Origin of the sequence: Moritella viscosa (assembly GCF_900120065.1) — a bacterium.
Taxonomy (GTDB): Bacteria; Pseudomonadota; Gammaproteobacteria; order Enterobacterales; family Moritellaceae; genus Moritella; species Moritella viscosa.
On the sequence record NZ_FPLG01000004.1, the window covers coordinates 21516 to 34745 of the forward strand.

The window sequence follows — 13230 nt, forward strand, 5'->3', positions numbered from 1 at the left end:
TTAAGCCTCTACCGCTTGTGTGTTTACCCTGATTGATGAGTTACTTTGTTTACGTGGAAATATATGGGTGTAATTGTCGCTATAACGAATACGGCGGAATTCACCAGTGATTAAACCGAGTGATCTTACTTCTCGAATCGGTACGTCAACTTTAATCATAGGGGCATTCATATTACCCGTTAGTTGGCACTCTGCTCGCACATAAGTCCCTTGGAATTCCATTGCTTTTACTTGTATGGGTAAATCTTGCGGATCGTCACTAAATTGAATGTCTTCAGGACGTACAGCTAAGTCAAACATGTCACCACGGTTTAACGTTTCTTTTGGTTTTGGTAGTAGGGTGTCAGCAATACGGATTTTCTGATCACTGATCACAGAGCTGGCAATGAAGTTCATGTTCCCGACAAATTCAGCGACAAAGCGTGAGGCTGGTTTATCGTAAATTTCTTGTGGGGTACCCACTTGTTCAATCACGCCGTGATTCATGACCACAATTCGGTCTGCCATCGCTAAAGCTTCTTCTTGGTCATGGGTTACCATTATCGTGGTAATACCGAGTTTACGTTGCAGGGTACGGATCTCATCACGTAAATGAGCACGCACTTGGGCATCCAACGCCGAAAGTGGCTCATCTAACAGTAATAATCCCGGTGATAACGCTAATGCACGTGCCAGTGCAACGCGTTGTTGTTGGCCGCCTGATAGTTGGTTCGGGTATTTGGGCGCGGAATCAGCTAAGCCAATAATCCCCAACCAATGGTTAACAATGTCCACTGCTTCGGCCACTGATTTACCTTGGTTGTGTAAACCAACACTGATATTTTCGGCAACTGTTAGGTTGGCGAATAGTGCATATGATTGAAATACAATGCCGAAATCGCGCTTCTCTGGCGGCAAGAAAGTGGTGTCTTTACCGTCTTGTAAAATGCAACCTGAAGTGGCTAAATCAAGCCCGGCAATAGCGCGTAATAGCGTGGTTTTCCCACAGCCTGATGGGCCTAAAAAACAGATGAACTCGCCTTGGTTTATCTGCAAGGAAATATCGTTTAATGCAGTGAAACCACCGAATTTTTTAACAAGATTATTGATGTTGAGATACGTGTTCATCTGGCTACTCATAAGTTATTTGGACTATACCAGTATGGTAGGCAGCATTAGTGACAGTTTGATGACAGTTGGAGTGTTTTTAGTAGTATTTACAATTATTTATAATATTTCATAACGAAATATTAGTCTTGTTTATGCGGATAATAATTGGCTATAAAAGATAAAGCTAAGCGTTATAAATAACGCCTAGCTTGTTAATTTTAATGCTTAATTAGCACAACTAACGATTATCTTGCTTCAGATTTTGAATCGAATTTTTCTGACCATGTATGCAGTACATCTTTACGATCATTGGCCATTTTACTAAAGTCCATCGCAACCATCGCTTTTTGTACATTTGGGTAGTTTTTCACGGTTTTACTGACATCTTTATGGCCGACTAATGCATAAGATTCATTATATAATTCATTAGCTTGTTTTGAAATTGACCAATCCACAACACGCTTGGCTGCTGCTGATAGTTTAACGAGGCCAACCGCTTCTGATTCCCAACCAATACCACCGGCAGGTAAGATCACGTCAAGTGGTGCGCCTTGGTTTTTTAGTTTCGCGCCACGTAATGCCATCGATACCCCAATCGCGACTTCGCCCATGCCAGCTTGTACACAAGGTTTAGATCCTGAGTGGGTGTAATGCGCAATATTGTCATTCAGCTTGGTCATGTAGCTCCAACCCTTATCTTCACCCATGGTTTGTAACCATGCTGATACTTGCATATAACCTGTGCCCGATGACGCTGGATTTGGCATCGCGATATGACCTTTGTAAACAGGTTTGAGTAGGTCATCCCATGATGTCGGTTTTGGTAGATTATATTGTTTGGCCACATATTCGTTAAAGCAGATAGCATTAAACCAAGCATCATTACCGTACCAAGCTTTATTTGCTTCTGGATCAATCATGCTAGAACGTAGGTTTTCGACGCCTTGTGGTGAATAAGGTTTCAGGATGCCAGCTTTTTTAAGCAGTGCCATTGATGATCCTGCGAGTCCCCAAATCACTTCTGCACGCGGGTTATTTTTTTCGGCAAGTAATTTTGCCGTCATGATACCGGTTGAATCTCGGACCCATTTGATCTCGATGTCTGGGTTCGCTTGTTCAAAGGCTACCTTGTATTTCGCTAATACATCCGTTTCAAATGAAGTGTAAACCACCACTTCTTCTGCGGCAAATACTGGTGCAGTGAATAAGGCACCTAAGGCCGCGATAGAACCTATAATCCAACGTTGTTTCATTCGTGTAACTCCAAAAATTATTAACGGTTGATTCTGGTCTGTACCAGATTTGTTGAATACGATGATAGAGCGATTTTGTGACAAAAATATGACCGATTGATGTCAATTTAATTAATTAAGCAATTGATCTATTTTATATTTTAATTAATGGCCTTGGCGTTTTATTTAGAATCCAGCTGAATATGAAGCTTTTATGAATTCTGCTGTTGGGCTATTTACCAAGCTAGCGATCCACTGCTAGAGTTTATATCAAACTGGTATAGTCCAAATGGAAGCTGAGATGAAAAACGAATATTTATTACTAACACCGGGTCCACTTTCTACTACTGCAAGCGTACGAGAAGCCATGCTAAAAGATTGGTGTACTTGGGATGATGAATATAATAAAGACATTGTTGAAGTTATCCGCACTAAGCTTGTTCAACTAGCAACCCAACAAGCGGGTTATACAAGTGTATTGATGCAAGGCAGTGGTACAGCATCGATAGAAGCGACAATCGGTAGTGTGATTCCAGCACATGGCAAGCTGCTGGTGGTTGATAACGGTGCTTACGGTGCGCGTATTACTCAGATTTCAGATTACTTAAATATCGCTTGTGATGTAATTTCGCCGGGTGAAACTGCCCAACCAAATATCGCAGACGTTGAGGCTAAACTACTTGCAGATGCCAGCATTACTCATGTCGCGATTGTGCATTGTGAAACAACTACGGGCATGCTAAATCCAATTGATGATGTAACAAAATTAGCTAAGCAATACGGTAAGATCGTGATCTTAGATGCAATGTCGAGTTTTGGCGGCATCCCGTTGGATGTAGCTGAACTGGGGATTGATTTCCTGATCAGTTCTGCTAACAAATGCATTCAAGGTGTACCAGGGTTTGGCTTTGTTATTGCGCGTCAAGTGGAACTGGAAAAATGTAAAGGATTAGCACGTTCATTGTCACTGGATCTGTATGACCAATGGCATTGCATGGAAACCAATGGCGGTAAGTGGCGCTTTACGTCACCAACCCATACCGTGCGCGCGTTCTACCAAGCGTTATTAGAGCTCGAAGAAGAAGGTGGTATTGCTGCTCGTCATCAACGCTATCAAGAAAACCAAATGACCTTAGTCGCAGGTATGGCGAAGCTGGGTTTTGATACCTTGTTAGATGCGTCATTACACTCACCAATTATTACCTCATTCTACTCTCCAACGCACAGTGATTACCAATTTAAAGAATTTTATAACCGTCTTAAAGAGCAAGGTTTTGTTATCTACCCAGGTAAGGTATCGAACGCTGACTGTTTCCGTATCGGTAATATTGGAGATGTACATCCAAGTGATATCCAGCGCTTATTAGTGGCGATGGAAATAGCCAAATATTGGGAATTAAGTGCATGAGATAAATATTGTCATACTTAACTGCATTGTTAGTAGATAAATTGTAGTCAAACAAATTTTAGTAAAGTCATTAACACTATTATTAACAAAACTTACTTTGGAAAATATTATTATGTCTAACATCGTAAAAGATCAATCAGTAAAACTTAATCATGTTCAATCCGTTATTTTTGATTGGGCGGGCACTATTGTTGATTTCGGTTCATTTGCACCGACAACTATTTTTATTGCGGCATTTAAATCGCAATATGATTTTGATATTAGCTTAGCGGAAGCGCGTGTACCTATGGGTCTAGGTAAATGGGATCACATTAAAGCTGTATCTGAATTACCTGACGTTGCAGCACGTTGGCAAGCCCAGTTTGGGTCAATGATCAGCACCGCGGATATCGATGCTATTTATGAAACATTTATGCCATTGCAAATCGCTAAAGTCGGCGAACATGCTGACCCAATTCCACATGCTCTAGATGTGGTGAATGACTTAAAACAGCAAGGTGTTAAAATTGGTTCATGCTCTGGTTATCCGCGTGTGGTGATGGACAAATTGATCCCTGTTGCTGCTGCAAAAGGTTATGTACCAGATTGTGTTGTGGCTACTGATGATTTACCAGCTGGTGGCCGTCCTGCACCGCACATGGTACTTAAAAATGTGATTGATATGGCTGTTACTGATGTTGGTGCTTGTATCAAGGTTGATGACTCAGCACCGGGTATTGAAGAAGGTCATAATGCCGGTATGTGGACGGTAGGTTTATTGTTATCGGGTAACGAAGCGGGTCTTACACTCGAAGAATACCTTGCGGCTGACGAAGCGACGTTACACCTATCACGTGAAAAAGCCCGTGACCGTTTCACGCCATTTAACGCGCATTACTTGATTGATACCATCGCAGAGCTACCACAAGTAGTGGCAGACATTGATGCACGTTTAGCTGCTGGCGAACGTCCATAATCGTAGTCTTTAGCCTCTAATTCGTCGCTAGTAATTGAAGCGTCTTGGTAATGGTTAAAGTTAATAGCTAGTTCTGTTGTTAGTTCTATGACTAATTCTAGTTAGCTATTTTTCGTTACATTAAAATAAAGTACACAGAGTGTGAGCATGACTAAACAGCCTGAGTTCCAACCTTTTTGGTTCCAACAAGCAATGGCTCTAGAAGCGGACTACCGAAATAATGTACAACCACAAACGCTTAACGCTGATACCGTCGCCGATGTGTGTATAGTCGGTGGTGGTTATACAGGTTTATGGACGGCGATTCAGTTAAAACAGCAACAACCAACACTGGATGTAATGATTATAGAAAAAAGTCTCTGTGGCAGTGGGGCATCGGGTCGTAATGGTGGTTGCATGTTAACGTGGTCGACCAAATATTTGTCGATGCAACGTTTGTATGGCGAAGCGCAGGCTGTTGAATTAGTCAAAGCGTCAGAGCAAGCTGTGGATGAAATTGAAGCCTTTTGTTTGAAATATAAAATCGATGCAGAATTACGTCGTGATGGTACCTTATTTACTGCGACTAATACTGCGCAAACCGGTGGTTTAGAGGCGACTTTAGCGGCGTTAGATAAACATCAATTAAACAGTTGGCAGGCGTGGGAAGCGCAGAAAGTACAACAGCATGCTGGATCTGAATTACATCAAGCAGGGCATTTCTCTCCCGTTGCCGCAAGTGTACAACCGGGTAAATTAGTTCGTGGTTTGAAGCGTGTGGCAGAACAACTCGGGGTACGTATTTATGAAAACACCCCGATGTTAGATATTAATGATAATTCGATTACGTCAGTCTATCGCAATAAAAATATCAAGCATAAAGTCGTGATTAATACCCCGAAAGGCGCGGTTTATGCAACGAAAGCTGTGATGGCATTGAATGCGTGGATGTTAGAGCAATTTCCACAATTTAAAAATAAGATCGTCGTGGTATCTTCAGACATGGCAATCACTAAACCAATACCAGAAAAGTTGAAAAAAATGGGGTTAGTAGACGGTAAAACGGTGCTGGATTCACGTACCTTTGTGCATTACTACCGCACTACGCCAGATGGCCGATTAATGTTAGGTAAGGGAGGTAATCATTTCTCTTATGGCAATGTAGTCAGACCTTTATTCGATAAACCTACCCGTTATAGTAAGTTATTGCGTGAGTCGTTTGATAAATTATTTCCGACGCTGGTGGATGAGGAGTTTGAAGTTACTTGGACTGGCCCATCGGATCGATCGGCGACGGGGCTGCCGTTTTTCGGTCAAATTGAAGAAAAAGGTAATATTTATTATGGTTTTGGTTATTCCGGTAGTGGCGTAGGCCAGACTTGGATAGGCGGTAAGATCTTATCATCTATGCTGCTAGGTCATGATAATAAATGGAGTAATAACGGCTTAACGACAGGGCTAAAAGGCGGGTTTCCACCTGAACCTGTGCGTTGGTTAGGCACTATGATGGTACGTAATGCCATTCGTCGTAAAGAACGTTGTGAAGATAACGAAATAACGCCTTTTTGGTTGGATAAGCAGTTGGCTAAATTTGCTAATGCGGCGGGTAAAGCGGATAAGTAACATGCTAACTAGTTAATAATTATCATGAGAAAACCAGTATCAACTTGCGCTAATACTGGGTTTTATTTTTTAGTTATGTATTTAGACAGCGTTTAGTTACCTTCTATTTTCGCCACACTCCCCATTTCCCTGTAGTGCCCGGTTCTTCCCCTTTTGTCCACCATTGCGCTGTCCATGCTGAACCGTTGTGAGTGACTTTATCTCCGCCCACATAGATGGTATCGGCTTGCCAATCACTGTCATTAATCGTATCGCTTAGCACAGTAACAATACGTTTATTAGTCATGGTTTTCTGATTATCTTGGCCGTAGGTTAATGTGTAGGTTAGCTCGTATTCACCAACAAGATTGTTATTTATTTCGCCTGTGACGAAGATATTGCCAGTGAGATCTCCTTGCGTTGGATGACTGGCACTGACACCTTGCATTGGATCAAACTGACTACCAATAACAATCGAGGTATCTGTGATACCGTCAAAGCGAGGTAATACTTCGTATATTGTCACTTTACGTATTTGGTTGGTGGTTTTGTCATTACTGCTGACACTGTACGTTAATAGATATTCACCGACTTGATTAGTCTCTACATGACCGGTTACCGCTACACTATTAGTGATGTCATTACCCTGATAATCTTTGGCGGAAATGCCTGTTAAAGGATCGAAATCACCATTAAGCTCGATACGTGTATCGACAATACCTAGCAAGGTTGGTGTCATATCAACGACTGGCGGTAATTGATTATGAATAAAATCACCATAATCTTTAATAAACTGCTGATTGTAGCTGTTGTTGGCCGCATTTGTTCCCATATCCCAGTTTACTGACCAGGTCATGACGCCACGTAGTGGTTGCCCTTGTGCTTTTAAACGATCAAACGCCCGATACAAATCTTGAGGGTTTTTGACATACCCTGTGGCAGCTGCATCATTACTTGAAGGCAGTCCAAACACCAATTTATCATGTGGAATCTTGTGAAAATTACGCGTACCGTTAATAAGAGAGTCAGCAATATAGTAAATAAACTCTTCTTTTAAATCATCATTATTTTGTGCTATCCAACCGACGCCTTCAATCCAGAGGCCGTCACCACCTTGATTATAGAATTGTGGATTAATAAAATCATAATAGCCATCGAGTGCGGTTAGATAGGGAGTATAAGCGCCATTTGCTGTTAAGTATGGAAATTCTGGCGCCATGGTGATCATGAAATTATCACCGGTTTTACGGTAATGCTCTTTCACCATTTTTAATGCGGTCGGAATAACAAACTGATTATCTTTCGCCACAATAGCAGCTTGCTCTAAGTCGATATCGAGACCATCAAAACCATAACGATCTGTAAGACGAATTATCTCTGCTGCGAGCGCATCTTCATCACCACGAGTTAACTCGATATGTGCATCGGCACCACCAAGGGCGAGTAGTACACTGCGTCCCTGACTATTCATGGCATTGATCTGTTCAATAAATTCAGCTTCACTCATACCTATTGTCGGGTCTAGCTTAAAGGTTGGGATACGACCTTCTGCGGTATCATAAACTTTCATAAATGAAATGTTGACTACGTTGTACTGTGGGTTAACTTCACTGAGGTCAACACAAGGGGCGTTCCCCCCCTTATAACCACCACCATCACACCAGTTATGCCAGTAACCAACGACTACATTGTCGTCCTGTGAGGTGATCGTCCCTGCAATACTTGCTGTTGAAAATAAGCCTGTAAAGATTGCCGCTGAAAGTATAGATTTTAGCTTCATAATATTCCCCAAATTAACGCTATTGACGTAATGAAATATCCTATCTCATTGTTAAAACCGATATTAAACTACAATAAAATGTATAGTGATTACGGGGGGCTTGTACACAGTACTTTTTTTTATGGCCGAAAAAAGAATGCCTATAGCAAATAGAGCATAAAAATTATATGCAGAATTAGGATAAATGACCTATATGAGCGGTGTTATTCACACTGTCATTTTAAGTGACTGTTTTAAAAGTTATTTATTGATGATGGTGTTAGGCTAATATTATTATTTAGTGTTTTTCGTTTATTGTTATAACGTGTTTTAGCTATTAAGCACTAATGTGAGGTGGGGAATGCAGATAAATAGGATGGTTATCATAGAGGTAATACCAGCTTATTTTTAGGCGAATAATAAAAAACCCAAGACGAATAAATCGCTTGGGTTTTTTGATATTTAATGAGGTTAGCTCTTATTACGCGTTTTTCTCTTTTAGAGCTAATTTCTTCTCTAGATAATGGATATTAGTGCCACCATTTTGGAAGTTTTCATCATTTAAAATATCTAAATGCAGTGGGATATTAGTTTTAATACCATCAATCACCATCTCACTTAATGCGTTACGCATTCTTGAGATTGCAACGTCACGATTTTCACCATAAGTGATTAGCTTACCGATCATTGAGTCGTAGTGTGGTGGTACTTTATAACCCGCATATACATGTGATTCCCAACGTACGCCATAACCGCCTGCGGCATGGAAACGTTTGATCAGACCTGGACTTGGAATAAAGCTTTCCGGATCTTCAGCATTAATACGGCATTCAATAGAATGACCCGTTAAACGTACTTCATCTTGGGATACAGATAATGGCATGCCCGCAGCAATACGTAGCTGTGCTTTGATTAAATCAATACCAGTTACCATTTCTGTAATGGTGTGTTCAACCTGAATTCGAGTATTCATTTCGATGAAATAGAATTCGCCGTTTTCATACAAGAATTCGAAAGTACCAGCGCCACGATAGTTAATATCAACACAAGCTCGACTACAACGTTCACCGATATGTCGACGAATGTCAGCAGTAATTCCTGGTGCTGGTGCTTCTTCAACTACTTTTTGGTGACGGCGTTGTAGTGAGCAATCTCGCTCGCCAAGATAGATAGCATTACCTTGACCATCAGCCAGTATTTGTATCTCGATGTGACGTGGATTTTCTAGGAATTTCTCCATGTATACCATGTCATTACCGAAGAATGAACCTGCTTCGTTACGAGTTAGCGCGATAGAATCAAGTAATTCAGATTCTTCACGAACAACACGCATACCACGACCACCACCGCCACCGGCAGCTTTAATAATGATCGGATAGCCGATGCGTTTAGCAATGTTCTTATTACGTTGAGCATCTGTATCAAGCGGACCATCAGAACCCGGAACACAAGGTACTCCGGCTTTTTTCATCGCTGCAATCGCAGATACTTTATCGCCCATTAGACGAATAGTTTCAGCTTTAGGGCCGATGAAAATAAAACCAGAATGTTCAACCTGTTCAGCAAAATCAGCATTTTCAGCTAAGAAACCGTAACCAGGATGAACGGCAACAGCGCCCGTGATCTCTGCTGCGCTTAAGATTGCAGGTACATTTAAGTAACTGTCTACAGCCGCAGGTTTGCCGATACAAACCGTTTCGTCAGCAAGTAATACATGCTTAAGTTCACGATCGGCCGTTGAGTGAACAGCAACAGTCTTGATGCCTAACTCTTTACAAGCACGAAGAATACGTAGTGCGATTTCGCCGCGATTGGCGATAACAACTTTATCCAGCATTGGAAACCCCGTAGTTATTCAATGATGAAAAGTGGTTCATCAAACTCAATAGCTTGACCGTCTGTCGCTAGGATAGCTTTTACTACGCCGGCTTTATCTGACTCGATTTGATTCATCATTTTCATTGCTTCTAAGATACATAGCGTATCGCCAACACTAACTGTTTGGCCAATAGTCACAAAAGGTGCTGCACCCGGAGATGCTGCATTATAGAAAGTACCAACCATCGGAGAGCGAACTTGATGTCCAGCTACTTCTGCAGGAGCTGCTTCAACAGCTGCTGCCGTTGGAACCGGCGCTGCCACAGGTGCTACAGGAGCGGGAGCCGCCGTGTATTGAACTTGTGGTGCCACGCTACTAAAACGATTGATTCGAACTGACTCTTCGCCTTCAGAAATTTCTAATTCTGCAATACCAGATTCTTCAACAAGTTCAATCAGTTTTTTAATTTTACGGATATCCATAATAATCTCTTTATTATTTGTTGTTAGTTTGCTTCAGCTGTTTGACAGCAGAAAGCAACGCAAATTCATAACCATCAGCACCTAACCCACAAATAACGCCTTTGGCGACATCTGACAGATAAGAATGATGACGAAATTGTTCTCGTGCGTGTACATTAGAGAGATGTACTTCGATAAAGGGGATTGAAACCCCTAATAATGCATCTCTAATTGCGACACTTGTATGCGTATATGCTGCTGGGTTGATAATGATAAAATCAGTATTTCCCATTGCTGCATGAATATGATTAATGAGCTCGTGTTCTGCGTTAGACTGTTCGTGGCGCAGATCAATATCGTGCTGAGTTGCAACATCGTTTAAATGTTCTACAATGTCACTAAGTGTTTGATAGCCGTAAGTCTCAGGTTCTCTTTTACCTAAAAGATTTAGATTCGGTCCGTTGAGTAACAATATTCTTAGTTTGTTCGACATATTGCTTCCATTGTCTGGTAAAATGACGCTAACGTCGCTAAAAGCGTTGTCTTTGCTAGCTTTTCTGAAAACTTCAATCATAAATTAATATAAAGTACAATTGTTGCTAATTCCCTACACATTATATGATTTTCGTAGAATATAACAGCATTTAACTGGTCTTATCTGATATTTTATTAAAGTTTACACTCTAAGTTTAATCTCGCTCACATCGCTTATTTAAGAGAGGTGAGGACGGTTATTGATGCGATTGTCAATAAGTTTGATTGATTAACAGTTTGATCAGCTAGAATAATTTGAGCATGCTTATTTTACGGTGTTAATAGGGCATTATGTAGAGATGATTGGATATGGATACAGAAGTTGTTAATTGGTATCGGAAATAAAAAATCGATGTAACTAAGGCGAGGGTTACACCGATAAATTGATTATGATAACGCTAGCGAATTAGTGATAGGGCTAGCGTTTATGTGTGTTATACGTTTCGCTTTTCGGCAATGAGAGTATCAACAACGCTTGGGTCTGCTAACGTGGATGTATCACCTAACGAATCTGTATCATTGGTTGCTACCTTCCGCAGAATACGACGCATGATCTTTCCTGAACGTGTTTTTGGTAATGCGTCTGTCCAATGCAAGGTATCTGGTGTGGCAATCGCCCCAATTTCACTGCGTACCCATTGCTTTACTTCGGCCAATAGTGCGTCATCCGCTTTTTCTCCGGCATTCAGTGTGACGTATGCATAAATACCTTGTCCTTTAATATCGTGTGGCACTCCGACGACAGCGGCTTCTGCAATTTTACTGTGTGCAACTAATGCACTTTCAATTTCTGCGGTACCCATACGGTGACCAGAGACATTCAGGACATCATCTACACGACCTGTGATCCAGTAGTAACCGTCTGCATCTCGTTTGGCACCATCACCAGTGCAGTACATGTTCGGGAATGTTGAGAAATAAGCTTCTTCAAAACGACTTTCGTCACCATAAATACCGCGCATTTGTCCTGGCCAAGAATCTAAGATAACTAAGTTACCTTCATTTTCGCCTTCTAATAAGTTACCTTTATTGTCGACCAACGCAGGGTTAACACCAAAGAATGGGCGTGTTGCAGAGCCCGGTTTTAGTGCCGTAGCGCCAGGCAGAGGAGTAATTAAGATCCCGCCAGTTTCTGTTTGCCACCAAGTATCAACAATTGGTGTTGATGAGTTGCCAATCTTGTCGTAATACCATTGCCATGCTTCTGGATTGATCGGTTCACCCACCGAACCCATTAGTCGAAGCGAGGTACGTTTAGTACCAGTAATGGCGTCATCGCCTTTGGCCATCAGTGCCCGAATTGCGGTCGGTGCAGTATAAAGTGTGGTGACTTGGTGTTTATCAACAACCTGACTCATGCGGGCTGTATCAGGATAGTTTGGTACACCTTCAAATAATACCGTGGTAGCGGCATTCGCAAGTGGTCCATAAACCAAGTAACTGTGACCCGTGATCCAACCAACATCGGCGGTACACCAGAATATGTCATTGTCTTGGTGATCAAAAACGTACTTAAAGGTCATGGTTGCATATACGAGGTAACCACCTGTGGTATGCAGTACACCTTTAGGTTTACCGGTCGAGCCGGAAGTATAAAGGATGAATAATGGATCTTCGGCATTCATGGCTTCAGGAGCACATTCACTTGACTGGTCTTTTACAATATCATGCCACCATAGATCGCGGCCTTCATACCAAGTAATATCTGCGTTGGTTCGTGCGAATACAATGACATTTTCAACGCTGGTTACTTGTGGTTTGGCTAAAGCATTATCAACGCAATCTTTTAGGCGGGTGATACGTCCTGCACGTAGACTTTCATCAGCGGTGATCACTAATTTCGCACCACAGTTATCAATACGATCTGCTAGTGCTTCTGCAGAGAAACCAGCAAATACAATTGTGTGTACAGCACCAATACGCGTACAAGCAAGCATTGCGATAGCGGCTTCTGGCACCATTGGCATATACAAACAAACTACGTCACCTTTTTTAATGCCTTGAGCTTTTAGCGCATTAGAAAACTGACAGACTTTTTCATAGACTTCTTGATAAGTGAGCTTTGCTGAATCTTTGGGATCATCGCCTTCCCAAATGATTGCCGTTTTGTTAGCGTTATCTTTTAAGTGACGATCAAGACAGTTGGCTGAGACATTGAGCTTGCCGTCTTGAAACCATTTAATGTCGACACTACCAGGTTGAAAACTGGTGCTTTTGACTTGGCTGTAAGGCTTGATCCAATCAACGATGTGCCCTTGTTCACGCCAAAATGCTTCCGGATCGGTAATTGAATGCTTATACATAGCTTGATAAGCACTGTCATTTAATAAACTGTTTTGCGCAAATTCTGCTGGTACCGGATATAGTTTAGTGTCGCTCATTATTCTTCCTT

General features: G+C 41.6%; 10 protein-coding genes. 3 read left to right on the plus strand and 7 right to left on the minus strand.

The features are described 5' to 3' along the window. Entirely contained in the window at positions 1–1107 is a 1107-nt protein-coding gene (locus BT797_RS00325; protein ID WP_075470797.1) for a putative 2-aminoethylphosphonate ABC transporter ATP-binding protein, read from the minus strand. 227 nt (positions 1108–1334) lie between these two features. Then, positions 1335–2342, minus strand: a complete 1008-nt coding sequence (locus BT797_RS00330; RefSeq protein WP_075470799.1) for a putative 2-aminoethylphosphonate ABC transporter substrate-binding protein — start codon at positions 2340–2342, stop codon at positions 1335–1337. Positions 2343–2622: 280 nt separating this feature from the next. Between BT797_RS00330 and phnW the strand changes: the two genes are divergently transcribed. From phnW to BT797_RS00345, 3 genes are all read left to right on the plus strand, one after another. Next, a complete protein-coding gene (gene phnW, locus BT797_RS00335) occupies positions 2623–3729 on the plus strand; it encodes a 2-aminoethylphosphonate--pyruvate transaminase (protein WP_139291613.1) in 1107 nt (368 codons plus the stop codon). 112 nt (positions 3730–3841) lie between these two features. Continuing rightward, the gene (gene phnX / locus BT797_RS00340) at positions 3842–4684 is read left to right on the plus strand and encodes a phosphonoacetaldehyde hydrolase (RefSeq protein WP_075470816.1); all 843 of its coding nucleotides are present in this window, start codon (positions 3842–3844) and stop codon (positions 4682–4684) included. Positions 4685–4831: 147 nt separating this feature from the next. Then, a complete protein-coding gene (locus BT797_RS00345; protein WP_075470818.1) occupies positions 4832–6286 on the plus strand; it encodes an FAD-dependent oxidoreductase in 1455 nt (484 codons plus the stop codon). A gap of 103 nt (positions 6287–6389) precedes the next feature. Here BT797_RS00345 and BT797_RS00350 read toward each other — a convergent pair whose 3' ends face one another. From BT797_RS00350 to acs, 5 genes are all read right to left on the minus strand, one after another. After that, positions 6390–8045 (minus strand): immunoglobulin-like domain-containing protein, encoded by a 1656-nt coding sequence (locus tag BT797_RS00350; RefSeq protein ID WP_075470820.1) that lies wholly within the window; start codon positions 8043–8045, stop codon positions 6390–6392. A 460-nt stretch (positions 8046–8505) separates the two neighbouring features. Further along, positions 8506–9861, minus strand: a complete 1356-nt coding sequence (gene accC, locus BT797_RS00355) for an acetyl-CoA carboxylase biotin carboxylase subunit (RefSeq protein ID WP_045108825.1) — start codon at positions 9859–9861, stop codon at positions 8506–8508. Between the two features lie 14 nt (positions 9862–9875). Further along, on the minus strand, positions 9876–10325 hold the full coding sequence (accB, locus tag BT797_RS00360) for an acetyl-CoA carboxylase biotin carboxyl carrier protein (RefSeq protein ID WP_075470822.1): 450 nt from the start codon (positions 10323–10325) through the stop codon (positions 9876–9878). Between the two features lie 13 nt (positions 10326–10338). Further along, positions 10339–10797 carry a type II 3-dehydroquinate dehydratase gene (gene aroQ / locus BT797_RS00365; RefSeq protein ID WP_045112365.1) on the minus strand — a complete coding sequence of 153 codons (459 nt, stop codon included), beginning with the start codon at positions 10795–10797 and terminating at the stop codon, positions 10339–10341. Positions 10798–11272: 475 nt separating this feature from the next. Continuing rightward, on the minus strand, positions 11273–13219 hold the full coding sequence (acs, locus tag BT797_RS00370) for an acetate--CoA ligase (protein ID WP_045108827.1): 1947 nt from the start codon (positions 13217–13219) through the stop codon (positions 11273–11275). Between the last annotated feature and the right edge of the window lie 11 nt (positions 13220–13230).

What these genes read in the sequence shown, in the direction of transcription:
- BT797_RS00325 (WP_075470797.1), bottom strand. Translation starts at nt 1,107, where the DNA reads ATGAACACGTATCTCAACATCAATAATCTTGTTAAAAAATTCGGTGGT.
- BT797_RS00330 (WP_075470799.1), bottom strand. Translation starts at nt 2,342, where the DNA reads ATGAAACAACGTTGGATTATAGGTTCTATCGCGGCCTTAGGTGCCTTA.
- phnW (WP_139291613.1), top strand. Translation starts at nt 2,623, where the DNA reads ATGAAAAACGAATATTTATTACTAACACCGGGTCCACTTTCTACTACT.
- phnX (WP_075470816.1), top strand. Translation starts at nt 3,842, where the DNA reads ATGTCTAACATCGTAAAAGATCAATCAGTAAAACTTAATCATGTTCAA.
- BT797_RS00345 (WP_075470818.1), top strand. Translation starts at nt 4,832, where the DNA reads ATGACTAAACAGCCTGAGTTCCAACCTTTTTGGTTCCAACAAGCAATG.
- BT797_RS00350 (WP_075470820.1), bottom strand. Translation starts at nt 8,045, where the DNA reads ATGAAGCTAAAATCTATACTTTCAGCGGCAATCTTTACAGGCTTATTT.
- accC (WP_045108825.1), bottom strand. Translation starts at nt 9,861, where the DNA reads ATGCTGGATAAAGTTGTTATCGCCAATCGCGGCGAAATCGCACTACGT.
- accB (WP_075470822.1), bottom strand. Translation starts at nt 10,325, where the DNA reads ATGGATATCCGTAAAATTAAAAAACTGATTGAACTTGTTGAAGAATCT.
- aroQ (WP_045112365.1), bottom strand. Translation starts at nt 10,797, where the DNA reads ATGTCGAACAAACTAAGAATATTGTTACTCAACGGACCGAATCTAAAT.
- acs (WP_045108827.1), bottom strand. Translation starts at nt 13,219, where the DNA reads ATGAGCGACACTAAACTATATCCGGTACCAGCAGAATTTGCGCAAAAC.